General features: G+C 61.0%; 21 protein-coding genes and 2 tRNA genes. 14 read left to right on the top strand and 9 right to left on the bottom strand.

Annotation, left to right across the window (positions count from 1 at the left end; genetic code table 11):
* Positions 1 to 511: 511 nt before the first annotated feature.
* Together JaAD80_RS16190 and JaAD80_RS16185 are read right to left on the bottom strand one after the other, a co-directional pair.
* Positions 512 to 799, bottom strand: coding sequence for a hypothetical protein (locus JaAD80_RS16190; protein ID WP_034786045.1), 288 nt, complete (start codon positions 797 to 799; stop codon positions 512 to 514).
* A gap of 180 nt (positions 800 to 979) precedes the next feature.
* Positions 980 to 1,672 (bottom strand): ABC transporter ATP-binding protein, encoded by a 693-nt coding sequence (locus JaAD80_RS16185; RefSeq protein WP_102295470.1) that lies wholly within the window; start codon positions 1,670 to 1,672, stop codon positions 980 to 982.
* 357 nt (positions 1,673 to 2,029) lie between these two features.
* Here JaAD80_RS16185 and egtD point away from each other — a divergent pair, with 357 nt between their 5' ends.
* A complete protein-coding gene (egtD, locus tag JaAD80_RS16180) occupies positions 2,030 to 3,016 on the top strand; it encodes an L-histidine N(alpha)-methyltransferase (RefSeq protein ID WP_102295469.1) in 987 nt (328 codons plus the stop codon).
* A 167-nt stretch (positions 3,017 to 3,183) separates the two neighbouring features.
* Positions 3,184 to 4,428 carry an ergothioneine biosynthesis protein EgtB gene (egtB, locus tag JaAD80_RS16175; RefSeq protein ID WP_102295467.1) on the top strand — a complete coding sequence of 415 codons (1,245 nt, stop codon included), beginning with the start codon at positions 3,184 to 3,186 and terminating at the stop codon, positions 4,426 to 4,428.
* A 4-nt stretch (positions 4,429 to 4,432) separates the two neighbouring features.
* On the opposite strand, the gene JaAD80_RS16170 is transcribed toward egtB, so the two are convergent.
* From JaAD80_RS16170 to JaAD80_RS16160, 3 genes are all read right to left on the bottom strand, one after another.
* Positions 4,433 to 6,043: a methyl-accepting chemotaxis protein gene (locus JaAD80_RS16170; RefSeq protein WP_180979446.1), complete on the bottom strand. Its 1,611-nt coding sequence runs from the start codon at positions 6,041 to 6,043 to the stop codon at positions 4,433 to 4,435.
* Between the two features lie 179 nt (positions 6,044 to 6,222).
* A complete protein-coding gene (gene leuA, locus JaAD80_RS16165; protein WP_102295463.1) occupies positions 6,223 to 7,929 on the bottom strand; it encodes a 2-isopropylmalate synthase in 1,707 nt (568 codons plus the stop codon).
* 358 nt (positions 7,930 to 8,287) lie between these two features.
* Complete coding sequence (locus tag JaAD80_RS16160; protein WP_258003025.1) at positions 8,288 to 8,557, bottom strand: barstar family protein; 270 nt, start codon at positions 8,555 to 8,557, stop codon at positions 8,288 to 8,290.
* 283 nt (positions 8,558 to 8,840) lie between these two features.
* Between JaAD80_RS16160 and JaAD80_RS16155 the strand changes: the two genes are divergently transcribed.
* From JaAD80_RS16155 to JaAD80_RS16130, 6 genes are all read left to right on the top strand, one after another.
* Positions 8,841 to 9,752 (top strand): patatin-like phospholipase family protein, encoded by a 912-nt coding sequence (locus JaAD80_RS16155; protein ID WP_102295460.1) that lies wholly within the window; start codon positions 8,841 to 8,843, stop codon positions 9,750 to 9,752.
* Positions 9,753 to 9,811: 59 nt separating this feature from the next.
* Complete coding sequence (locus tag JaAD80_RS16150) at positions 9,812 to 10,219, top strand: heme-binding protein (protein ID WP_034786036.1); 408 nt, start codon at positions 9,812 to 9,814, stop codon at positions 10,217 to 10,219.
* A 295-nt stretch (positions 10,220 to 10,514) separates the two neighbouring features.
* Positions 10,515 to 11,693, top strand: a complete 1,179-nt coding sequence (carA, locus tag JaAD80_RS16145; protein ID WP_034757422.1) for a glutamine-hydrolyzing carbamoyl-phosphate synthase small subunit — start codon at positions 10,515 to 10,517, stop codon at positions 11,691 to 11,693.
* Positions 11,686 to 14,922: a carbamoyl-phosphate synthase large subunit gene (carB, locus tag JaAD80_RS16140; protein WP_102295458.1), complete on the top strand. Its 3,237-nt coding sequence runs from the start codon at positions 11,686 to 11,688 to the stop codon at positions 14,920 to 14,922. The genes carA and carB overlap by 8 nt, the downstream gene beginning before the upstream one ends.
* Positions 14,923 to 15,090: 168 nt before the next feature.
* Positions 15,091 to 15,567: a transcription elongation factor GreA gene (gene greA, locus JaAD80_RS16135; protein ID WP_034757428.1), complete on the top strand. Its 477-nt coding sequence runs from the start codon at positions 15,091 to 15,093 to the stop codon at positions 15,565 to 15,567.
* Positions 15,567 to 16,016: a DUF4149 domain-containing protein gene (locus JaAD80_RS16130; protein WP_180979445.1), complete on the top strand. Its 450-nt coding sequence runs from the start codon at positions 15,567 to 15,569 to the stop codon at positions 16,014 to 16,016. The genes greA and JaAD80_RS16130 overlap by 1 nt, the downstream gene beginning before the upstream one ends.
* Before the next feature lie 223 nt (positions 16,017 to 16,239).
* Here the strand turns inward: JaAD80_RS16130 and JaAD80_RS16125 are convergent, their stop codons facing one another.
* Entirely contained in the window at positions 16,240 to 16,710 is a 471-nt protein-coding gene (locus JaAD80_RS16125) for a YhbY family RNA-binding protein (RefSeq protein WP_010397237.1), read from the bottom strand.
* Positions 16,711 to 16,752: 42 nt separating this feature from the next.
* Here JaAD80_RS16125 and JaAD80_RS16120 point away from each other — a divergent pair, with 42 nt between their 5' ends.
* The 6 genes from JaAD80_RS16120 to JaAD80_RS16095 all read left to right on the top strand — a co-directional run bounded on the left by JaAD80_RS16120 (position 16,753) and on the right by JaAD80_RS16095 (position 22,163).
* The gene (locus tag JaAD80_RS16120; RefSeq protein WP_102295454.1) at positions 16,753 to 17,436 is read left to right on the top strand and encodes an RlmE family RNA methyltransferase; all 684 of its coding nucleotides are present in this window, start codon (positions 16,753 to 16,755) and stop codon (positions 17,434 to 17,436) included.
* A gap of 202 nt (positions 17,437 to 17,638) precedes the next feature.
* Complete coding sequence (gene ftsH / locus JaAD80_RS16115; protein ID WP_102295453.1) at positions 17,639 to 19,519, top strand: ATP-dependent zinc metalloprotease FtsH; 1,881 nt, start codon at positions 17,639 to 17,641, stop codon at positions 19,517 to 19,519.
* A 106-nt stretch (positions 19,520 to 19,625) separates the two neighbouring features.
* Positions 19,626 to 20,459 carry a dihydropteroate synthase gene (gene folP / locus JaAD80_RS16110; RefSeq protein ID WP_102295452.1) on the top strand — a complete coding sequence of 278 codons (834 nt, stop codon included), beginning with the start codon at positions 19,626 to 19,628 and terminating at the stop codon, positions 20,457 to 20,459.
* A gap of 39 nt (positions 20,460 to 20,498) precedes the next feature.
* Entirely contained in the window at positions 20,499 to 21,836 is a 1,338-nt protein-coding gene (glmM, locus tag JaAD80_RS16105; RefSeq protein ID WP_102295450.1) for a phosphoglucosamine mutase, read from the top strand.
* 81 nt (positions 21,837 to 21,917) lie between these two features.
* Positions 21,918 to 21,994: transfer RNA gene (locus JaAD80_RS16100), tRNA-Pro, on the top strand.
* Positions 21,995 to 22,088: 94 nt separating this feature from the next.
* Positions 22,089 to 22,163, top strand: a tRNA-Arg gene (locus JaAD80_RS16095).
* Between the two features lie 32 nt (positions 22,164 to 22,195).
* Here the strand turns inward: JaAD80_RS16095 and JaAD80_RS16090 are convergent.
* The 3 genes from JaAD80_RS16090 to JaAD80_RS16080 form a co-directional block, all read right to left on the bottom strand.
* A complete protein-coding gene (locus JaAD80_RS16090) occupies positions 22,196 to 22,375 on the bottom strand; it encodes a hypothetical protein (RefSeq protein ID WP_102295449.1) in 180 nt (59 codons plus the stop codon).
* Between the two features lie 161 nt (positions 22,376 to 22,536).
* Positions 22,537 to 23,103 (bottom strand): PEP-CTERM sorting domain-containing protein, encoded by a 567-nt coding sequence (locus JaAD80_RS31525; RefSeq protein ID WP_258003024.1) that lies wholly within the window; start codon positions 23,101 to 23,103, stop codon positions 22,537 to 22,539.
* 279 nt (positions 23,104 to 23,382) lie between these two features.
* Positions 23,383 to 23,934 carry a GbsR/MarR family transcriptional regulator gene (locus tag JaAD80_RS16080; RefSeq protein ID WP_180979444.1) on the bottom strand — a complete coding sequence of 184 codons (552 nt, stop codon included), beginning with the start codon at positions 23,932 to 23,934 and terminating at the stop codon, positions 23,383 to 23,385.
* Positions 23,935 to 24,206 lie beyond the last annotated feature (272 nt).

The raw sequence follows: 24,206 nt of genomic DNA, 5'->3' as shown, positions 1-24,206 counted from the left end.
GACAGCACGTGGGTATCGCCATGCCAGCCGGGCGTGACGGGACAGTCGCCGGCGCTGGCGAGCGGGTCGCGCGTGAATGCCAGGCGCAGCACGGGTGGCGCGGCCGGCGCAAGGGGAACACTGGGCATGCGGTCGGGAGAGTGGCGTAAAAGCTGACCTTGATACGGGAAGCGGCAAGGCGTGTTGCGTCAGATCAAGTGGAGGCGGAATGCTGGCGTCTAGCGAGCGGGCGGGCGGTGCAAGGATGAGGCGGGGAAGGGCGAGGCAGGGGAAGGCGAGGCAGGGAAAGGCAGGGCAGGGAAAGGCGAGGCAGGGGAAGGCAGGGAAGGGAAAGGCGCGGTGGCGGGTGGTGAATGGAAGCGGGGCAGAAACAGGCAGCAAGGTTTGGGCTGGGTTTCTTCGCTATCGTGCTCGGGGGCTCTGCGGTGAGCGAACTACGCGAATTTCATGGCAAAAGTTCATGGCGCCGGGAACCTGAGTGCCTGGCAAGGCAAGACAACAGCGTGGTGTTTCAATGTACCGGTGTAGCGGACAGTTCCTTCAGTTCGCGGATGGTGATGTCCGATTTTTCATGCATGCGCAATAAAATCGTTGCACCGACCGACAGTTTGCCGTGCCGAATCTTGCTGATGATGGGGGGCTGTACTTCCAGCACACGGCACAGTTCCGCATCATTTTTCAGATTCATCTTCTCGATCAGGGTATCGAGCAGCTTGTTGGGCACAAAACTCGATGGTTCGAGCGCACGCGCCCGGTTCATCGCTTCAATCATTTCCAGCTTCTTTTGCCGAACGTTCATTTACTCCTCCTTCAGGTTATGCAAGGGACAGGGCCAATTGAGCGGCCCTGGCTATAGTTCGTCATCGCAGTACGGCTGTCCGGGTGACGTAGTACAACATTCGCGTTAAAACATTGATAACCAGGCAAGTGTTTTCAATAATACTACGATAACAAAACTTGTGATACATGGTCAGTTAAATTAACTGATTGTTTGATCAATTCGGTTGACGATTGTTGTATTTTGTAATCCGCTTTTCGTCAGAATCATGGTCCTGTCCGCCATTTCGGCGGCGGCCAGCGAATGCGTGACCATGATCGCGCAACTGCCGTTGGCCTTGATTTCGGCGCGCAGCAATTGCAGGATGCTGTGTGCCGTGTCGGGGTCGAGATTGCCGGTAGGCTCATCGGCCAGCACCAGCGCCGGCTTGTGCACGAGGGCGCGGGCAATCGCCACGCGCTGCATTTCGCCACCCGACAGTTGCTGCGGAAAGTCGCCGCCGCGCCCGCCCAGGCCGACCGCCTCGAGCATGCTGGCGGCACGCTCCTGGGGCAGGCCGTTGAGCAGCAGCGGCAAGGCCACGTTTTGCAGCAGGGTCAGGTGCGGCAAGACGTGGAAGGCCTGGAAAATAAAGCCCATGCGGGCGCGACGCAGCCGGGTCGCGGCGGCGTCATCGAGGCTGGACATGGCAATGCCGTCCACCAGGATAGGGTGCGCTTCGGCACCCGCATCGGGCGTATCGAGGCCGGCGATCAGGTTCAGCAAGGTCGACTTGCCGACGCCCGAGTCGCCCATGATGGCGATGAATTCTCCCGCCTGAAAACGGCAGGAAAGGTTCGCCAGGACTGGCCGGGCATTGGCATAGGACTTCGACAGATGGCGCAATTCGAGCATGGTATAAACGACTATCGTAAAGGGAGGCACGCGGGGGAGAGGGGGGCCTGGGGACGACAATGGCGCGCGGATTGTTTGGCCGGCAATGTGTAGTATACGACAGGCTTATCCTTTTTGCTTGGCAATACCACTTTTAAGCGTGCGGCCCCTTTTTCTGCCGGGGTTGACCTTAAGTTACCTGCCGCACGGCTGGCCTGGCAGGATTCCGCTATGATGGGAAAAAGTCATCGGCAAGCATCGGCAAAGGCGCCCCTCGCGGGCCGCAGCGGGGTCTGCGGCGCGAGCGGCGGCCAGGAACAAGCTGGCAGGTGCAAGCCGAGCAAGCCCATCATGAACCTTGAGAGACGACGCCAGCCCATGACCATGCCACTTGCCCAGAATACGTCCGATTTCCGTCCCGCCAGCCAGGCGGCCAGCGCCACGCCAGCCACGCTTGCCGAGATCAGCAGCGGCCTGCTGGCGCGCGCCGCCAGCACCTCGCCCAAGTATCTGTACGATACCCTCGGCTCCAAGCTGTTCGAGGCCATCTGCGCCCTGCCCGAGTATTACCCGACGCGCACGGAGGCGGCCATCTTCGCCCGCCACGGCGCCGACATCGCGCACGCGGTGGGGCCGGGCAGCACCCTGATTGACCTGGGCGCGGGCAATTGCGCCAAGGCCGCCAGCCTGTTCCCGCTGCTGCATCCGGCGCAATACGTGGCCGTGGATATTTCCTACGATTTCCTCAGTGAATCGCTGGGCCGCCTGCAGCAGCGCTTTCCGCACATCGAGATGACGGGCCTGGGCCTGGATTTTTCCAGCCGCCTCGACTTGCCGGCCAGCGTGCGCGATGCGCGGCGCCTGTTCTTTTATCCAGGTTCGTCGATTGGCAATTTTGCGCCCGAGCAAGCCATCGCCTTTTTGCGCCGCCTGCGGGCGAATGCCGGCGACGACGGCGGCTTGCTGATCGGCGTCGACCTGATCAAGGACGATGCCATCCTCGACGCCGCCTATGACGACGCGCTGGGCGTCACGGCTGCCTTCAACCTGAACATGCTGCGCCACGTGAATGGCCTGATCGGCGCCGATTTCGACGTGCGCGCCTGGCGCCACCACGGCTTTTTCAATGCCGATGAAAGCCGGGTCGAGATGCACCTGGAAGCGCGCAGCGAGCAGCTCGTGCGCTGGCAGGGTGGCCAGCGGCGCTTTGCGAAAGGCGAACGCATCCACACGGAAGACAGCTACAAATACACGCGTGCCGGTTTTGTCGGCTTGCTGGAACAGGCGGGGTTTTCCGCCGCACAAGTGTGGACGGACCCGCAGCAGTGGTTCGCCGTGATTTACGCCCGCGTCATCCGCGACTGACAACGCCAGGCCAAACCTGCTGCGCGTCGCGCTTTGCGGCCTGCGGGGCTTGCCGGCCCGGCGCCCCGTAGCAAAGTGGCGTTGCGCTTCGTGGCCACAAATCACTGCCGCTCGCTACGCTTTTGTCACCCGTTCAAGATGCCAACAGAAAACTGAAAAAGACCACCATGCTGATCGATCACTACCACAAGGTGCGCCGGCATTCGCTGCTGCTGGCCGAACCGTTGTCCGACGAGGATTGCGGCGCGCAGTCGATGCCGGACGCCAGCCCCGTGAAATGGCATCTGGCGCATACCACCTGGTTTTTTGAAACCTTCATCCTGGAAAGTATGGAAACGGCCTTCGCGCCGTTTCATCCGGCCTTCCGCGTGCTGTTCAACTCGTATTACAACGGCGTGGGCGACAAGCATCCGCGCGCCCAGCGGGGCTTGCTGACGCGGCCCGGCATGGATGTCGTGCGCGCCTACCGGGCGAATGTCGATGCGCGCATCGGCCGCCTGCTGGCGGGCGAGCTGGCGCGCGAGGAGCGCGAACGGCTGACCATGCTGCTGGCGCTGGGCCTCGAACACGAGCAGCAGCACCAGGAATTGCTGTTGACGGACGTCAAGCACCTGCTGGCGCAGAGTGCCTTGTTTCCCGCCTATCTGGACAGCGCGGTGCCGGCAACAGCGCCACAGCCAGCGCCGGCGCCGGCCTGGATCGCCTTCGACGGCGGCCTGGCGCAGATCGGCCATGCGGGCGACGGCTTTTGCTTCGACAATGAATTGCCGCGCCATCCGCAATACGTGGCGCCGTTCCAGCTGGCCAGCGCGCTGGTGACGAATGGCGAATTTCTCGCCTTTATCGAGGCGGGCGGCTACCGCACGGCGCATCTATGGCTGGCCGAAGGCTGGGACTGGGTGCGCAGCCAGAGCTTGCAGTGCCCACTGTACTGGCAGCGCGATGACGCCGGCCGCTGGCAGGAGTTCACTTTATATGGCTTGCGCCCGCTCGACGCGGCCGCGCCGGCCACGCATCTGTCGCTGTTCGAGGCCGATGCGTATGCGCACTGGGCCGGCGCGCGTCTGCCGACGGAAGCGGAGTGGGAAGTGGCGGCGCAAGGCGTTGAGATGGAAGTGGGGCGGCTGCATCCGGCCGCCGCTGCGTCCGCTGTGGCGGGAAAGGGCTTGCGGCAAATGTTCGGCCACTGCTGGCAATGGACCAGCAGCAGCTATGCGCCGTATCCCGGTTACCGCACGGCGCCCGGCGCGCTCGGCGAATACAACGGCAAGTTCATGCTGAACCAGTATGTGCTGCGCGGCTCGTCCTGCGCCACGCCGGCTGGCCACGCGCGCGCCAGCTACCGCAATTTCTTCCCGGCCGGGGCGCGCTGGCAATTTTCCGGCATCCGCCTGGCGCGCCAGGTGGAATAGCCAGTTAGCCCAAGCGCGGGACAGCGGAAGGTGCAGGGCGGGCTGGCGCCTTGGCGCTGCCAGGCTCAGGCCGCTCCAGCTTGAACTGGCTGACCAGGGTTTCCAGTTCGCCCGCCTGTTCATGCATGGCCGCCGCCGCCGCCGCCGCTTCCTCGACGAGGGCCGCATTTTGCTGCGTCGTCTGGTCCATCTGCATGATGGCGGCATTGATCTGCTCGATGCCTTCGCTCTGCTCGTGGTTGGCAACGCTGATTTCGCCGACGATATCGCTGACCCTGCCCACGCTGGCCACCACTTCATCCATCGTGGCGCCCGCCTGGCTGACCAGCTGCGCGCCCTGCCCGACCCTGCTGACGGAGTCGGCGATCAGTTCCTTGATTTCCTTGGCGGCCGCCGCCGACCTTTGCGCCAGATTGCGCACTTCCGAGGCCACGACCGCAAAGCCGCGTCCCTGTTCGCCGGCGCGTGCAGCTTCCACGGCCGCGTTCAGCGCCAGGATATTCGTCTGGAAGGCGATGCCGTCGATGACGGCGATGATGTCGACGATCTTGCGCGACGAGGCGTTGATGGCATCCATGGTGCCGACCACTTCCGCCATGGCCGAGCCGCCGCGCTGGGCGATTTCCGACGCCGAGCGGGCCAGCGTGTCGGCCTGGCGCGCGTTGTCGCTGTTGCTGCGCACGGTGCCCGTCAGTTCGATCATCGACGAGGCCGTTTCTTCCAGCGCGCTGGCCTGCGCTTCCGTGCGGGCCGACAGGTCGGCATTGCCGCTGGCGATCTGGCTCGAGGCCACGGCGATGGTGCTTGTGCCGCCGCGCACTTGGCCCACCAGGGTGGCCAGGTTATTGTTCATGTCGCGCAGCGCCTGCAGCAGCTGGCCAGCCTCATCCTTGCCGTCGGCGGCGATTTTGCTGCTCAGGTCGCCTGCGGCCACGGCTTGCGCCACGCGCAGGGCATAGGCGATCGGCGTGGTGATCGAGCGCGTCACCCGCCAGGCAAAGAGCACGCCCAGCAGCAGGGCGGCCGTGCCCAGGCTGGCCATCAGCACATTGGCTGCGGAAATATTCTGCTGGATTTGCTGGCCGCCATGCACGACAACGCCGCGCTGGATGTCATTCAGGCGGTTCACCGTTTTTTGCAATTGATTCAGGGCCGGCAGGGTATCGTCGCGCACGTGCTTGGCCGCTTCCGCGCGCTGTCCCGCCACCAGTAGCTTGTCCGCCTGGCTGAACGAGACGACATAGGCCTTGCGCTGCTGCTTCAGGGTGGCCAGCAGTTCCTTGCCTTCAGGCAGCACGATCAGGTGGTCGAGGATGGCCAGCGCATCGGTGATGGTAGCCTTGTTGGCGTCGATTTCGCCGTGGATGGCGTTGGCGCGGGCCGGATCTTCATGGATGAACAGCTCCAGCACCAGTGCCGCGTTCGAACGCGTGGTGCTGCGGATGGTGGCGATGGCGTCGGCCTTGGCCCAGTCTTTCTCGATGATGGCTTCGCTGAGCGCGCCGATCTTGTCCAGCCGGAAAAGGCCCGTGCCTACCAGCACTGCCATCAACAGCAGCACCACGCCAAAACCCGCGCCCAGGCGCACGCCTATCTTCATATCCGTCAATTTCATTTTTATTCCCTCGGTAGCTAATGATCTGTCTCGATCTGTCTCCGCTGGTCTTGTTATGAAATGATTATACGGTCGGGCATACCTGATTTGCACTACTAATTGCCCAAGAGAAATGAAAAAGCGGCACGGCGATCAAGCCGTACCGCTTTTTTTCCCTATGAGGAGGGGCTGGCGCGTATTCAGGCGTCGCTGGCGACGACCTCTGCCGCTGTTGTTTTTTCCGCTTCCGTTTGCTTGATGCGGCGGTTCACGGCCGACAGCACGGCCTTGAACGAGGCGGTGACGATGTTGCTGTCGATGGCGGCGCCGAACAGGGTCGGACCGTTATCGAGGCGCAATTCGACATAGCAGGCGGCCTGCGCGTTGGCGCCGGAGCCGATCGAGTGTTCATGGTAGTCCATCAGCTTGATGTCCAGGCCCAGCGCATTGACGAAGGCGTCGATGGGACCATTGCCGCCGCCTTGCAGGGCCAGCGGCGACTGGCGGTGCGACAGGCTGATGTCGATTTGCACGGATTCATCGCTGCTCGTGTCCTCCACCATGCGGTGCGAAGCGTAGGCGTACGGCGCCGTCTGCTCCAGGTATTCCTTCTGGAAGATATCGTGGATATCCTGCGCGGCGATTTCGCGGCCCGTGGCGTCGGCCACGGCTTGCACGGCGCGCGAGAATTCGATCTGCAGGCGGCGCGGCAAGACCAGGCCGTATTCCTGTTCCAGCAGGTAAGCCATGCCGCCCTTGCCGGACTGGCTGTTGACGCGGATCACGGCGTCGTAGCTGCGGCCCAGGTCGGCCGGGTCGATCGGCAAGTACGGCACTTCCCAGATGCTGTCCGGCTGCTGCTTGGCGAAACCCTTCTTGATCGCATCCTGGTGCGAGCCGGAAAACGCGGTAAACACCAGGTCGCCCGCATACGGATGGCGCGGGTGGACGGGCAGCTGGTTGCATTCTTCCACGCACTTGCGCACGCTGTCGATGTCGGAAAAATCCAGGCCCGGATGCACGCCTTGCGTGTACAGGTTCATCGCCAACGTCACCAAATCGACGTTGCCGGTGCGCTCGCCATTGCCGAACAAACAGCCTTCCACGCGGTCGGCGCCCGCCATGACGGCCAGTTCGGCCGAGGCGACGGCCGTGCCGCGGTCGTTATGCGGGTGCACGCTGATGATGATGGAATCGCGGCGCGCCAGCTTGCGCGACATCCATTCGATCTGGTCCGCATACACGTTGGGCGTGCTGCACTCGACGGTCGATGGCAGGTTGATGATCATCTTGTTGGCCGGGGTCGGCTTCCAGATGGCGCTGACGGCGTCGCAGATGTGCTTGGAGAAATCGAGTTCCGTGGTGGAGAACGATTCCGGCGTGTATTCAAAGCCCCATTCCGTTTGCGGATGCTGCGCCACCAGTTGTTTCACGAGGGTGGTGCCGCTGGTGGCGATCTGCGTGATTTCCTCGCGCGACATGCCGAACACGACCTTGCGGAACACGGGCGCCACGGAGTTGTACAGGTGGATGATGGCGCGCTTGGCGCCGACGACGGATTCCACCGTGCGGCGTATCAGTTCTTCGCGCGACTGGGTCAGCACGATGATGGTGACGTCGTCCGGGATGCGGCCTTCATCGACGAGCTTGCGCACGAAATCGAAGTCCGTCTGCGATGCCGATGGGAAACCCACTTCGATTTCCTTCAGGCCGATGGCGATCAGCATCTCGAAGAACCGCAGCTTCTTTTCCGCGCTCATCGGCTCGATAAGCGACTGGTTGCCGTCACGCAAGTCGGTGCTCATCCAGATAGGCGGTTTGCTGATGATCTGGTTCGGCCATTGACGGTCGGTCAATTTGACGGGAGGAAAGGCGCGGTATTTGGAAGCTGGGTTCTGCAACATCATGATCGGGTACTCCTGAAGATAGGGGGAAATCAATGGTTGTGGCGCAAGCTTGCCGGGCGGCCACGCAACACTAGGCCAGGCAAGCGATCGGTAGCGATAGCAGGTGTGGTGCAGCGACGATGCCAGCGGGGGCGGTCGCAGGGGGAACTACGTGTACGAATGGGGATGGTGCAAACATCATCAAACCTTCCAGGGTTTTTGAAACACGCCGGCGTGTGGCCAGGCGAAGCAATGCGGCAAACTTATGCGCGTGCTAGCAGTAGTCGCGATAGCGACAGCAGGGAAGGGGATGGATGTTTGAAGGAGGACATGCGCTTAATGTACGGGAAGTCGGGCGCGGCTGTCAAGCGTTTCCGTTTTACACGTAACGCACGTGTGGCGCCTCGTTCGGCATTTCCTCTGCCATGCGCGTCAGGATGCGCCGCAGCACGGCGGCGTCGTGCGGCAGGCGCGCGGCGAAAGCCTGCCAGCCCAGCAGTTTCAGCTGTTGCGGCATCTCCACCAGGCCCGTGACGGCATCCCAGAACGCATCCCAGTTCATGCCATAAAAGGAAGGGAAGACCAGCGCGGCCGCCAGGGCCGCATGCAACTGGCGCGGCGAGTGGATATCGCGCAAGTCGATGGTCACAAGGCCGGGCCGAGTCACACGATGCCCTTGAGCAGGTCTTGCGGCTTGTCCCGCATGCCGCTCAAGGCCCGGCTGCCGGTAAATTGATATTCTTTGGTCATAAGGAGTGATGGAAAAGTCCAGGCGCCAGTCTAGCAGCAGTCTGCTGGCAGGCTAGCCGCCCACGCGTTTGAAACTTGTCAATTGTAAACATTTAAGACAGGCTTCAGTGCCGGCGGTCCCGCTTGCGCTACAATCGGCTCTCCTTTATTGCCACTGCCGCGCGCGGTTTCCCCTCTCCACCATGTTCCCTAAACGCCTGACCCTGCTTGCCCTGGCCGCCTTCGTGCTGGCCGGTTGCGATACTACCGCCCCGAAACCCGTACAAGTATTGACGCCACCCGAACCCATGGCCGTCACGCCGCGCAAGATCAAGATCGGCCTGGCGCTGGGCGGCGGCGCGGCGCGCGGTTTCGCGCACATCGGCGTGATCAAGGCGCTCGAATCGCAGGGCATACAGGCCGACATCGTTACCGGCACCAGCGCCGGCAGCGTGGTGGGCGCCCTGTATGCGGCGGGCAACAATGGCTTCGCCCTGCAAAAGATGGCCTTCGACATGGACGAAGCGGCCATTTCGGACTGGGCCTTGCCCCTGTTCGGCAAGTCGTCCGGCGTGCTGAAGGGCGAAGCGCTGCAAAGCTATGTCAACAAGGCTGTCGGCGGCGTGCCGCTGGAAAAACTCAAGATCCCGTTTGGCGTGGTGGCAACCGATCTGAAGAACGGGCAGCCGATCCTCTTTCAGCGCGGTAATACCGGCATGGCCGTGCGCGCCTCGTCGGCCGTGCCTGGCGTGTTCCAGCCCGTGACGATTTCCGGCCATACCTATGTCGATGGCGGCCTCGTCGCGCCCGTGCCCGTGCGCTTCGCGCGCGACATGGGTGCAGATTTCATCATCGCCGTGAATATCTCGTCGCAGACGGATACGCAAAAAGCCATCAGCTCGATGGAAGTGCTGATGCAGACGTTCGCCATCATGGGCCAGCGCATCAACCAGTTTGAATTGAAGGATGCGGACGTGGTGATCCAGCCCAGCCTGGGTACCATGAAAGGCAATGATTTCAACAGCCGCAACCAGGCCATCCTGGCGGGCGAGCAGGCGACCTTTGCCGTCATGGCGCAGCTCAAGCAAAAGCTGAAAGCCAAGCGCGAGCAGTAAGGGCTGGTTGCCTTGCGCATTTCGTATACAATTTTGTTTCAACATAACAAGGATGCCCCATGCAATCGAAACCGATTTTGACCCTGGATGACGTGAAGAAAATCGCTGCCGCCGCCGAAGCGGAAGCGGTCAAGAATAACTGGGCGGTCACGATCGCCATCGTCGACGACGGCGGCCACTTGCTGTGGCTGCAGCGCATGGATGGCGTGGCGCCGATCTCGTCGCACATCGCCCCATCGAAGGCCAAGACGGCCGCGCTGGGCCGCCGCGAATCACGCATCTATGAAGAGATGATCAATGGCGGCCGCGTGTCGTTCCTGAGCGCGCCGGAAATCGACGGCTTGCTGGAAGGCGGCGTACCCATCGTGTTCGATGGCCACTACGTGGGCGCCGTCGGCGTCTCGGGCGTGAAGTCCGCCGAAGATGCGCAAATCGCGAAAGCGGGCATTGCCGCTCTGACGGCCTAAGTAGCAGCCGCAGTTGCAGAACCAGCCGCCCCGCGCAAGCCGGGCGGCTTTTTTCATGGGGCGCAGGTTTTATGCTGCTGCGCAAAAAAATGCCGGGGCTTCTGTATTTTCTTCCTTGTGGAAAAGCTTCCTTTTGGTTATAATTCAAAGGTTTAGCCAATCACACATATACCGTAGCGACTACCCATCCCCTCATTCAAAATGACCGTTGAAACACCCTGAGTGCATCTGGCTCGGGTAGCTAGGCGGTCGGTCTGACGTGGCGCAGCTACGGTAACTTTATCAGGAGTTGCCCTTGCCGCCATTTTTTTCTGGCCCTGCCGTTCCAGCCATATTAGCGCTTGCTGATGGAACGATCTTTAAAGGTTTTTCGATCGGTGCCGCCGGTCATACCACGGGTGAGGTTGTTTTCAACACCTCGATGACCGGGTATCAGGAAATCCTTACCGACCCAAGCTATTGCCGCCAGATGGTCACCCTGACCTATCCCCATATCGGCAATACAGGCGTCAATCCGGAAGACGTCGAATCTTCCAAGGTTCACGCCGCTGGCCTCATCATCCGCGATCTGCCATTGCTGGCATCCAATTTCCGTTCCACCCTCTCCCTGTCCGACTACCTGAAAGCTGAAAATATCGTCGCCATCGCCGGCATCGATACACGCAAGCTCACGCGCATCCTGCGTGAAAAAGGTGCGCAGGGCGGCGCCATCCTGGTGGGCACGCAAGGCAACGAGCCATCCGCCGCGCAAGCGCTGGAACTGGCCCGCTCCTTCCCCGGCCTGGCCGGCATGGACCTGGCCAAGGTAGTGTCAAGCAAGGACGCCTACGAATACCGCGAAACGGAATGGACCCTGGGTGCAGGCTACGGCCAGCTGGCCGATGCCGATGCGAAATACCACGTGGTCGCCTTCGACTACGGCGTCAAGCGCAACATCCTGCGCATGCTGACGGCGCGCGGCTGCAAAGTCACCGTGCTGCCGGCGCAAGCGACGGCTGCCGACGCCCTGGCGTTGAACCCGGACGGCATCTTCCTGTCGAACGGTCCCGGCGATCCGGAACCATGCGACTACGCGATTGCCGCGACGAAAGAGCTGATCGAGAAGGGCATTCCAACCTTCGGCATCTGCCTGGGTCACCAGATCATGGCCATCGCTTCCGGCGCGAAAACCTTGAAGATGAAGTTCGGCCACCACGGCGCCAACCACCCGGTGCAAGACCTGGAAACGAAACAGGTCCTGATTACCTCGCAAAACCACGGTTTCGCCGTTGACGCGGCAACTCTGCCCGCGAACTGCCGCGTGACCCATGAATCGCTGTTCGACGGTTCCCTGCAGGGCTTTGCCCGCACGGACAAGCCGGCCTTCTGCTTCCAGGGCCACCCTGAAGCGTCGCCGGGCCCGATGGATGTTGCTTACCTGTTTGACCGCTTCATCAACTTGATGGCTGCGGAGGAGAAAAAGAAAAATGCCTAAACGTTTAGATATCAAAAGTATTCTGATTATTGGCGCTGGCCCGATCGTGATCGGCCAGGCCTGCGAATTCGATTATTCCGGCGCGCAAGCGTGCAAGGCCCTGCGCGAAGAGGGCTACAAAGTCATCCTGGTCAACAGCAACCCTGCGACCATCATGACCGACCCGGAAATGGCCGACGTCACCTACATCGAACCGATCACCTGGTCTGTGGTCGAGCGCATCATCGCCAAGGAGCGTCCTGACGCGATCCTGCCGACGATGGGCGGCCAGACGGCGCTGAACTGCGCGCTGGACCTGTTCAACAATGGCGTGCTGGCGAAATACAACGTCGAGCTGATCGGCGCCTCGCCGGAAGCCATCGACAAGGCGGAAGACCGTTCCAAGTTCAAGGACGCGATGACCAAGATCGGCCTCGGTTCGGCACGTTCCGGCGTGGCGCACTCGATGGAAGAATCGTGGGCCGTGCAGCGCACCCTGGGCTTCCCGACCATCATCCGTCCATCGTTCACCATGGGCGGTTCCGGCGGCGGCATCGCCTACAACGAAGAAGAATTCGAAACCATCTGCAAGCGCGGCCTGGAAGCATCGCCGACGAAAGAGCTGCTGATCGAAGAGTCGTTGCTGGGCTGGAAAGAGTACGAGATGGAAGTGGTGCGCGACAAGGCGGACAACTGCATCATCATCTGCTCGATCGAAAACCTTGACCCGATGGGCGTGCACACGGGCGATTCCATCACGGTGGCGCCTGCGCAAACCCTGACGGACAAGGAATACCAGATCATGCGCAATGCCTCGCTGGCAGTGCTGCGCGAGATCGGCGTCGACACCGGTGGCTCGAACGTGCAATTCTCGATCAACCCTGTCGATGGCCGCATGATCGTCATCGAGATGAATCCGCGCGTGTCGCGTTCGTCGGCCCTGGCATCGAAAGCGACGGGCTTCCCGATCGCCAAGATTGCCGCCAAGCTGGCCGTCGGTTTCACGCTGGACGAGCTGCGCAATGAAATCACGGGCGGCGCCACGCCGGCATCGTTCGAGCCTTCGATCGATTACGTCGTCACCAAGATCCCGCGTTTCACGTTCGAGAAATTCCCCACCGCCGACCACCACCTGACGACGCAGATGAAATCCGTCGGCGAAGTGATGGCGATTGGCCGTACCTTCCAGGAATCGTTCCAGAAAGCCCTGCGCGGCCTGGAAGTGGGCGTGGACGGCATGAACGAAAAGACCAAGGACCGCGAAAAGATCGAAGAAGAACTGGGTGAGCCTGGTCCTGAGCGCATCTGGTACGTGGGCGACGCGTTTGCCCAGGGTTTCACCCTGGAAGAAGTGCACCAGCTGACCAAGATCGACCCATGGTTCCTGATCCAGATCAAGGAAATCGTCGACCTGGAACTGTGGCTCGATACGCAGAAGCTGGAAAACCTGGACAAGAACACCCTGTACAAGTTGAAACAGAAGGGCTTCTCGGACCGCCGCCTGGGCTTCCTGCTGCAGACATCGGACTCTGCCATCCGCGCCAAGCGGCATGAACTGAATATCCGTCCCGTCTACAAGCGCGTCGACACCTGCGCGGCGGAATTTTCGACCGACACGGCGTACATGTATTCCACGTACGACGAAGAGTGCGAATCGAATCCGACCGACAAGAAAAAGATCATGGTGCTGGGCGGTGGCCCGAACCGTATCGGCCAGGGTATCGAATTTGACTATTGCTGCGTCCACGCTGCCCTCGCCATGCGCGAAGACGGCTACGAAACCATCATGGTCAACTGCAACCCGGAAACCGTGTCGACCGACTATGACACGTCCGACCGCCTGTACTTCGAATCGCTGACCCTGGAAGACGTGCTGGAAATCGTCGCCATCGAAAAACCGGTGGGCGTGATCGTGCAGTACGGCGGCCAGACGCCTTTGAAGCTGGCGCTGGACCTGGAAGCGAATGGCGTGCCGATCATCGGCACCTCGCCCGACATGATCGATGCGGCCGAAGACCGCGAGCGCTTCCAGCAGATGCTGCACACGCTGGAACTGCGCCAGCCGCCTAACCGCACCGCGCGCACGGAAGCCGACGCCCTGGCGCTGGCGCAGGAAATCGGCTACCCGCTGGTCGTGCGTCCATCGTACGTGCTGGGCGGCCGCGCCATGGAAATCGTCCACGAGCAGCGCGACCTCGAGCGCTACATGCGCGAAGCCGTCAAGGTTTCGCACGATTCGCCAGTGCTGCTGGACCGCTTCCTGAACGACGCCATCGAGTGCGACGTCGATTGCATCTCCGACGGCGAAACGACGTTCATCGGCGGCGTGATGGAACACATCGAACAGGCTGGCGTCCACTCGGGCGACTCGGCTTGCTCCTTGCCACCATACTCGCTGTCGCAAGAAACCATTGAAGAACTGAAACGCCAGACGGCGCTGATGGCCAAGGGCTTGAACGTGGTCGGCCTGATGAACGTGCAGTTCGCGATCCAGAAGCAAGAGATCGATGGCGAAATGAAAGACGTCGTCTTCGTGCTGGAAGTCAACCCGCGCGCGTCGCGCACCGTGCCTTTCGTCTCGAAAGCCACGGGTCTGCAGCTGGCGAAGATTGCCGCGCGCTGCATGGTCGGCCAGTCGCTGGCGTCGCAAGGCATCACGCAGGAAGTCGTGCCGCCGTATTTCAGCGTCAAGGAAGCCGTGTTCCCGTTCGTCAAGTTCCCGGGCGTGGACACCATCCTCGGCCCTGAAATGAAATCGACGGGCGAAGTCATGGGCGTTGGCCTGACCTTCGGCGAAGCGTTTGTGAAATCGCAACTGGGCGCTGGCGTGAACCTGCCAAAATCGGGCAAGGTCTTCATCAGCGTGAAAGCGTCGGACAAGCCGCGCGCCGTGCAAGTGGCGCGTGACCTGGTCGAGTCCGGTTTCACCGTGGTTGCCACCAAGGGCACGGCCGCCGTGATCGCTGCCGCCGGCATCGCCGTCACGCCTGTGAACAAGGTGATCGAAGGCCGTCCGCACGTGGTCGACATGATCAAGAACCATGAAATCGTGCTGGTGATCAACACCGTGGAAGAAAAACGCAGCGCCATCGTCGATTCGCGGGCCATCCGCACGTCGGCCCTGGCGTCGCGCGTGACGACCTACACCACCATCGCCGGCGCGGAAGCAGCCGTCGAGGGCATCCGTCACCTCGATGAGCTGCGTGTGTACGATCTGCAAGGCCTGCACAAGACCCTGCAGCAAGCATAGTCCGCGTGTCATTTGCAGTGACCGCCGTTAGGCGGTACACTGCATGCTTATCAACCACAGAGTTCCGTGCAGAGCAGCGCGCGGCCTCTGTGGTTTTCACTTGGTAAGGCCGTTAAACGTGGCAACACGCTGCAACGGCGCCGATAACTAGCAGATAGTAGAGATAACATGACCTCAGTCCCATTGACCAAATACGGCGCAGAACTCCTGAAGGAAGAGCTGCATCATTTGAAGACCAAGGAACGCCGCATCGTCATCGATGCGATCGCCGAAGCGCGTTCGCATGGCGACCTGTCGGAAAACGCCGAATATGACGCCGCCAAGGAGCGCCAGGCGTTCGTCGAAGGCCGCATCGCCGAACTCGAAGGCAAGCTGGGTGCGGCACAGATCATCGACCCGACCGCGCTGGACGCGGAAGGCCGCGTGGTGTTTGCCTCGACCGTGAACCTGGAAGACCTGGAATCGGGCCAGAAAGTCACGTACCAGATCGTCGGCCTCGATGAAGCGGACCTGAAAATGAACAAGGTGTCCGTCACGTCCCCGATCGCCCGCGCGCTGATCGGCAAGTACGCCGGCGACGTGGTGGAAGTGCAGGCGCCGTCCGGCCCGCGCGAATACGAAATCCTGGAAGTGCTGTACATCTGATGCTGGGCCGCCTGCGCATCCTCGTTGCCACCCTGTGGGCGGGCAGCCTGTGGACCATCGGCTTCATCGTCGCGCCCACCCTGTTCGGGACCCTCAGCGACCGCGTGCTGGCAGGCAATATCGCCGGCAGCATGTTCCGTGCCGAAGCGTGGCTGTCCATCGCTTGCGCGCTGATACTGCTGGCCCTGCTGCAATGGGCGCCGGGCGCGCTGGAACCGAAGCGCCGGCGCCTTTTGGGTGCGTTGGTGCTGTCGATGCTGGTGTGTGCGCTGCTCAGCCATTTCGGCATTTCGCCGCTGATGGCCGAACTCAAGGCGCAAGCGCAGGGTTCATCTGGCATCATGGACGAAGCCATGCGCAGCCGTTTCGGCATGCTGCATGGCGTGTCGACCGTGATCTTCGCCGTGCAGAGTTTGCTGGCAGGCGTGCTGATCTGGAAACAGCAGTAATTTTTTGACCCGCGAAGCAAAAAAATCCGGGGTCAGGCCCGTCGGGTCTGACCCCGGCCTTTGCTGTCGGGGTTATGGTAATAAAAAAGCCGTAGGTCGGATTAGTGGCGCCCTGGCGCCGCGTAATCCGACAAATGCCGTCATGGTAATAAAAAAGCGGAGCAGGGAAGATCCCGTGCTCCGCTTCTTGTTTCAACAGCCTTGCGGCTGTTGAACGACAGGCTTACTTGCTGCCCAGTGCGCTTTTCTTGGCGCTCTTCTGACGTGGCTTGGCACGCTTGATGGAACCGCCTTCGGTAACGCGCTCATTGCCCTTGATCATGACTTTCGTCACGCTCGGGCGCTTGGTGCCGCTGGCGCTGGCCTTGACGATGGTCACTTCGCGCATGCCTTTGCCGGCGCTGACCTTCTCCTTAACCACTTCTTTTTTCGGACGGTAGATTACCAGCAGTTTGCCAATATGTTGTACCGGGGCGGCGCCGAGATTGCCGCAAATCGTATCGTACATTCCAACGCGGGCTTCGCGGTCGTCACCGAACACGCGGACTTTAATCAGGCCGTGCGAATCCAGGCCCAGATCGATCTCTTTGAGGACAGCAGGTGTCAAGCCCGCTTCGCCAATGATGACGATAGGCTTCAGCGCGTGTGCTTCGGCGCGCAGTGCGCTGCGCTCTACGGGTGTAAGTTTTAGCATAATAATATTTAGTAATTCCCTTAAAAGCAGTATTCTACGCGAATGGCAAAGAAGAAATTAAACAAAAACTGGTTGCACGACCACATAAATGATCCTTATGTGAAGTTGGCGCAAAAAGAGGGCTACCGCGCCCGGGCAGCATACAAGCTGAAAGAAATCGATGAAGACGAGAAACTGATCAAACCTGGCCAGGTGATCGTCGACCTGGGCTGCACTCCTGGCAGCTGGGCCCAGTACACACGGCGCAAGCTGGCCGGCAAGGACGGCGGCGGGGTCAATGGTACCCTGATTGGCCTGGACATGCTGGAAATGGAGCCGATCGCCGATTTCCACTTCATCCAGGGCGACTTCCGCGAAGCGCGCGTGCTGCGCCAGCTGGAAGTGGTGTTGCAAGGGCGTAAAGTGGATCTGGTCCTGTCGGACATGGCGCCCAACCTGTCGGGCATCGCCACGGCGGACGCGGCGCGCATGGAACACTTGATCGACCTGGCCATCGAATTTTCGCAACTGCATTTGAAACCGTCCGGCGTGCTGCTGGTGAAATGTTTTAAAGACATGGGTTTCAGTCAGATCGTGGAGAAATTCCGCGCCGAATTCAAGGTCGTGGTGCAGAAGAAGCCCAAGGCCAGCCGCGACAAATCCTCGGAAATCTTCCTGATGGGACGTGGAATCAAGAATCCGATCAAAAATGCCGTGGAAGACGATGATTCCGCTCTTGATATTTAAGGCGTAATCCGCACATGGGAACGAGAAGTGCAGTGGCGGCGATGGCATAAAAGCCTAAATTGTTTATACTGCATTTTTTTTGCGTGAACGCGATTTTTTCGCGCGCACGGATCGGCGGGCTTTGGCACGGCCCGCTTATTGCGAGTAAAATCGTGTTTCTAGCTATAGGTAAAGAGATGCGCACTGCATCCAAGGAGTCTTCGTGAATAACATGTTTTCCAAATCTGCCATCTGGGTAGTCGTATTGCTGCTGTTGTTCATGCTGTTCAAGCAATTCGACAGTCATGGCGCCACAGGCGGCAGCAAGGCCATCGCTTATTCCGATTTGCTGGATGAAGTCAAAGCCAAGCGCGTCAAGGATGTCGTGATCGAAGGTTCGTCGATCACCGCCAAGCTGATGGACGACACCAAGGTGCGTACCACCGCCACCAGCCTCGACAAGGGTCTGATCGGCGACTTGCGCGACAATGGCGTACATTTTGATGTACGTCCGCCTGAGGAAGCGTCGTTCCTGCAACAAATTTTTGTTTCCTGGTTCCCCATGCTGCTGTTGATCGGCGTCTGGGTCTTCTTCATGCGCCAGATGCAAGGCGGCGGCAAGGGCGGGGCATTCTCGTTCGGCAAGTCGAAGGCGCGCATGATGGATGAAGCCAGCAACACCGTCACCTTCGCCGATGTCGCCGGTTGCGACGAAGCGAAAGAAGAAGTCAACGAAGTGGTCGACTTCCTCAAGGATCCAAGCAAATTCCAGAAACTGGGCGGCCGCATTCCCCGCGGCGTGCTGATGGTCGGTCCTCCTGGCACGGGTAAAACCCTGCTGGCGCGCGCCATCGCCGGCGAAGCCAAGGTGCCGTTCTTCTCGATTTCCGGTTCCGACTTCGTGGAAATGTTCGTCGGCGTGGGTGCCTCCCGCGTGCGCGACATGTTTGAAAACGCGAAAAAGCATTCGCCATGCATCATCTTCATCGATGAGATCGACGCTGTCGGCCGCCACCGCGGTGCCGGCATGGGCGGCGGCAATGACGAGCGCGAACAGACCTTGAACCAGTTGCTGGTCGAGATGGATGGTTTTGAAGCGAACTCCGGCGTGATCGTCGTGGCCGCCACCAACCGCGCCGACGTGCTCGACAAGGCGCTGCTGCGTCCGGGCCGTTTCGACCGCCAGGTTTCCGTCGGCTTGCCCGACATCCGCGGCCGCGAGCAGATCTTGAACGTGCACATGCGCAAAGTACCTATCGGTACCGACGTGAAAGCCGATATCCTGGCCCGCGGCACCCCTGGTTTCTCGGGTGCGGACCTGGCCAACCTGGTCAACGAAGCTGCCCTGTTCGCCGCGCGCCGCAGCAAGCGCCTGGTGGAAATGATCGACTTCGAAGACGCGAAAGACAAGATTTACATGGGCCCGGAGCGTAAATCGATGATCATCCGCGAGGAAGAGCGCCGCAATACGGCTTACCATGAGTCCGGTCACGCCGTCGTTGCCAAGCTGCTGCCGAAGGCTGATCCCGTGCATAAAGTGACGATCATGCCGCGCGGCTGGGCCCTGGGCCTGACGTGGCAGCTGCCGGAACACGACAACTTGTCCGCCTACAAGGACAAGATGCTGGAAGAAATTTCCATCCTGTTCGGCGGCCGTATCGCCGAAGAGATTTTCGTGGGACAAATGTCCACCGGCGCGTCGAACGACTTCTCGCGTGCCACCAAGCTGGCCCGTTCCATGGTGACCCGCTTCGGCATGTCCGACAGCATGGGCGTGATGGTGTACGAAGACAGCGAAAATGAAGGTTTCTTCGGTGGCGCCACGAAGACGATCTCGGAAGCGACCCAGCAAAAGGTCGATGCTGAAATCCGCAACATTCTCGACAAGCAATATGCCCTGGCGCGCAAGCTGCTGGAAAGCAATCGCGACAAGGTCGAAATGATGACGAAAGCCTTGCTGGAATGGGAAACCATTGATGCCGAGCAAATCAATGACATCATGGCCGGCCTGGAGCCGCGTCCCCCGAAAGTCATTCCGCCACGCCGCAATGCGGGCGACAACGGCACGGGCGGCATTTCGCCGAACGTGACGGCGCCAGCCTGATAGTGGCCGCCCCCTGACTGGTGGCGTGCGGTAGAAAGGGTAAGGAGCGATCCTTGCCCTTTTTCGTTGGCGCGCCAGTTTTTTCCTGACGACTAAAAAGATTTACATGCGACACTATTTGCAATTCGGCCGCTTCGGCTTCAACCTGCAGGGCACGCAGGCGCTGGTGATGGGTATCCTGAACATCACGCCGGACTCGTTTTCCGATGCAGGCCAGTATCAGCACCTGGAATTTGCCCTGTCGCGCGCCGAGCAGATGATGCTTGATGGCGCCGACATCATCGATATCGGCGGCGAATCGAGCCGGCCCGGCGCGCCGCCGCTGCCCCTGCAGGACGAGCTTGCGCGCGTCATGCCGGTGCTGTACGCCCTGCGCGACTGCGGCAAGCCCCTGTCCGTCGATACCTACAAGCCGGAAGTGATGCGCGAAGCCATCCTGGCCGGTGCCGACATGATCAACGATATCAATGGTTTCCGCGCCCCGGGCGCCATCGATGCGGTGCAGGGCAGCGATTGCGCGCTGTGCATCATGCACATGCAAAGCGTGCCGGAAACCATGCAGGACCGGCCCCAGTACGAGGACGTGGTGCGCGAAGTCATCGATTTCCTGCGCGAACGGGTTGATACCATGACGGCGGCGGGCATCGAGCGCGAACGCCTGTGCATCGACCCCGGCTTTGGTTTCGGCAAGACGGTGGAGCAGAATTACGCCTTGCTGCGCGCCACGCGCCAGCTGCGCAGCGAGCTGGGCCTGCCTGTGCTGGCAGGCCTGTCGCGCAAGTCAATGGTCGGCGCCGTGACGGGCCGTCCCGTCGAGCAGCGCCTGGCCGGCAGCATCGGCGGCGCCCTTGCTGCGGTAGCGCAAGGCGCGGAAATTGTTCGTGTGCATGATGTGGCTGAAACCGTCGATGCGCTGAAGGTCTGGCGCATGGCGCATTGAGATTGTAATATTTAATATAAACAACAAAAAGAGAACACTATGACGCGTAAATATTTTGGTACCGATGGCATCCGTGGCCTGGTGGGCGTGGCGCCGATCACGCCCGATTTTGTGATGCGCCTCGGCTACGCGGCCGGCACGGTGCTGGCCAAGTCGCAGGGCAGCAAGGTGCGCCCGACGGTGCTGATCGGCAAGGACACGCGTATTTCCGGCTACATGCTGGAAGCGGCGCTGGAGGCGGGCCTGTCGGCCGCCGGCGTGGACGTGATGCTGGCCGGCCCCATGCCGACCCCGGCCATCGCCTACCTGACGCGCACGCTGCGCCTGTCGGCGGGCGTGGTCATTTCCGCCTCGCACAATCCCTATCAGGACAATGGCATCAAGTTCTTTTCCGGCCAGGGCACGAAATTGCCCGACAGCGTGGAACTGGAGATCGAAGCGGCGCTCGACGCGCCGATGGCGTGCGTGCCTTCGGAAAAGCTGGGCCGCGCCAAGCGCCTCGACGATGCGCAGGGCCGCTACATCGAATTTTGCAAAAGCACCTTCCCGAACGAGCTGGACCTGCGTGGCCTGAAGATCGTCGTCGATTGCGCGCATGGCGCCGCCTACCATATCGCGCCCCACGTGTTCCATGAACTGGGTGCGGAAGTCATCGCCATCGGCAACAAGCCGGACGGCTTCAACATCAACGCAGGCTTTGGCGCCACGGCAACGGCCGCCATGGCCGCCGCCGTCGTCGAGCATGGCGCCGATCTCGGCATCGCCCTCGACGGCGATGCGGACCGCCTGATCATGTGCGACGCCAATGGCCGTCTGTATAACGGCGACGAATTGCTGTACGTCATGGTCAAGGATCGCCTGGCGACTGGCCCCGTGGCGGGCGCCGTCGGAACGTTGATGACCAATATGGCGCTGGAAGTGCTGTTCAAGCAGCAGGGCATCGGCTTTGCCCGCGCCAAGGTAGGCGACCGCTACGTGCTGGAAGTCATGAAGGAAAAGGGCTGGACATTGGGCGGCGAAGGTTCCGGCCATTTGCTGTGCCTGGACAAGCACACGACGGGCGACGGCATCGTTTCCTCGCTGCAGGTCTTGTCCGCGCTCAAGCGCAGCGGCCAGAGCCTGGAGCAGTGCCTGTCTGAACTGGTACTGTTCCCGCAAACCCTGATCAACCTGCGCGTGGCGCCCGGTTTCGACTGGCAGAAAAATGCCGCCATGGTGGCCGAGAAGGAGCAGGTTGAAGCGGAACTGGGCGACACTGGCCGCGTACTGATCCGTGCTTCCGGCACGGAACCGCTGATCCGCGTGATGGTGGAAGCCAAGGACAAGGACAAGGCCGAGTCGATGGCGCGCCGCATTGCCGATAAAGTGGCTGCGTAAAGGCAAGCGCCGATAGTTATTTCCATCTAATTCGTCTATGGCAATTGACGAAATTGGGTGGGGGCGTTATTATCTTGTCTTCGGAGTGTGGCGCAGCCCGGTAGCGCACCTGGTTTGGGACCAGGGGGTCCAAGGTTCGAATCCTTGTACTCCGACCAAAGTCATCAGCGGGCTGTCAGAAATGACAGCCCGTTTTCTATTCCGCGCCAGCATTTCATTGCGGGCGCGCATGGATTAAAATACTGCACCTTTCCGCCCATCGTTCAACGGATAGGACAACGGTCTTCTAAACCGTGAATGGGGGTTCGATTCCCTCTGGGCGGACCAGTTTCATGCTGGCCCTTTCTCTGCGCACCGGTTCACGGCTGCGCAAACAATACCTCACTGAGCAGATACAGCAGCGGCAGCGCGCACAGCAGCGCGGAGCCCAGCGACAGCATTTTCTTGCTGGCCAGGCGCGCCAGGCGCAGCCGTTCGCGGACGGGCAAATGCTGGCGCGGCCCGCCGCGTGCGCGTGGCGGGTATGGTGGTTCGTGCATACTGGCTCCCTGGCGAGATGGATGATGCCATCGAGCATAGCGAGCATGGCCGAAACGCGGTGTAAAGAGTCGCTGGCGTGCCGCAAACGGGGCGTAAAAATGCGCGGGCGTAGGCGGACGGCGGCACCGGCGCAGGCGCGCCGGTGCCGTACCGATGATGCTTACTTTGCCTGGCGGCGGCGCGCCATCCAGCCCAGCACGCCGAGGCCGGCGAGCAGCATGGCATAGGTTTCCGGTTCGGGAATCGCGGAAACATAGGCGCGGTAATTGCTCAATCCCTTGGGCAGGCCCGCCACCGTGAAGGTGCTGCCGGCGGCCAGCGGCGCGGCCCAGTGGAAGACCAGCTCGCCCTGGCCGAAGTGGATGGCCAGGTAATCGTAGGCGGCCGCGCTGGTGAAGGAATTGACGCCGCCGCCTGCCGCCGCCGAGCTGCCTGCCGTGCAGCCCGAGGTGGCGCTGTCGCAGTAGGAGACGGCCGCGCCCAGGCTGGTGCCGAAGACACCATTGATATAGCCCTGGATGTCGGTGGGGCTTTGCGGCGTGAGATTGCCGTCATAGTATTTCACCATCAGCGCCGGTGACGGGGTATAGGTCACGGCGCTGCCGTCGATGATGAAACCGCTGGCCGGTCCCACGTCCACCCATGTGGCGGCCTGCGCCGCGCCAGCCATGAGCGTCACGGCGGCCAGCATGGATGCCCGTGTGGCAATGCTTGTTATGCTTTTCATGAAAATCCCCTTTTTATAGTGCAGTCCTTCACCGTCCCAGGGCGCGCTCCTTCCTGTCGAGGAGGTCATCCCGTCGCCCGGCTGCCTGTGCGTGAGTACGCATATGCAAGCTTACTCTTGATGTAAACTAATACAATTTAAATAATACTATTGGTAATATTGATAATATCGAGCGCGGCTATGCACAGCCTGCTATGGCGCGGTGTATGGCGGGGCGGTAGCGGCGTGCTGGACGGTGTATGCCGGCCGCGCACGCAGGGCAGCGGAAGGAAGGGAAGCTTAGTCGGGGTTGTTGCTGACGCCAAACAGGCGGTCCTTGGCATTGAGCAGTTTCTGCACCTTGGCGCCCATCTTCATCAGCTGCGCCATCGATTCGGGCGACAGGCGCTGCAAGTCGTCGAACCAGGTATTGGCCAGGTCGACCAGTTCATACATTTCACGCATGCGTTCCTGCGCGTATTGATCCACCGGTTCCGTGGCCGGCGCCAGCAGTGATTCGCGCAGCACAGTCAGCGTGGGCGCCACTTCGCGGCGGCGGCGCTCGGCGGCCACCACGCGGAAGATTTGCCACACATCGCCCAGCGAGGAAAAATACTCGCGCCGGTCGCCGGGAATGCGCGACTGGCGGATCAGGCCCCAGCCTTGCAATTCCTTCAGGCCGATGCTCACGTTCGAGCGCGAAAAACTCAGGTGCTCCGCGATTTCGTCCGCATGCAGCGGGTGCTCGGCAACAAACAACAGGGCGTAGACCTGTCCCACCGTGCGGTTGAAGCCCCAGCGGCTGCCCATCTCGCCAAAGTGGCTGACGAAGGTCAGGATCAGCGGCGTCATTTGGATGTGTTGAGTTTTCATAAGTATTTGAATTTTTTCACGGCATACTGGCGGGGTCAATTGATATATGTCATGTTTCGCAGTATTATAAAAAATATCGAATTTACAGAAATCTCTGAAAACTCAAAAAGTATACAGATGCATACCACGCCATTGTCCTTGCCCCGCTTTCTCCTTCCCCGTGTTGCCAGCCTGGTGCAAGGGGGCGCCGCCTTGCTGTGGCTGCCGCAAGCGGCCTTGCTGGCCTGGGCCGTGCAAGCCATGCAGGGCGG

Origin of the sequence: Janthinobacterium sp. AD80, assembly GCF_002878455.1 — a bacterium.
Taxonomy (GTDB): Bacteria; Pseudomonadota; Gammaproteobacteria; order Burkholderiales; family Burkholderiaceae_D; genus Janthinobacterium.
Note: the sequence above shows the minus strand (reverse complement) of the source record. Positions and strands in the feature narration are given on the sequence as shown.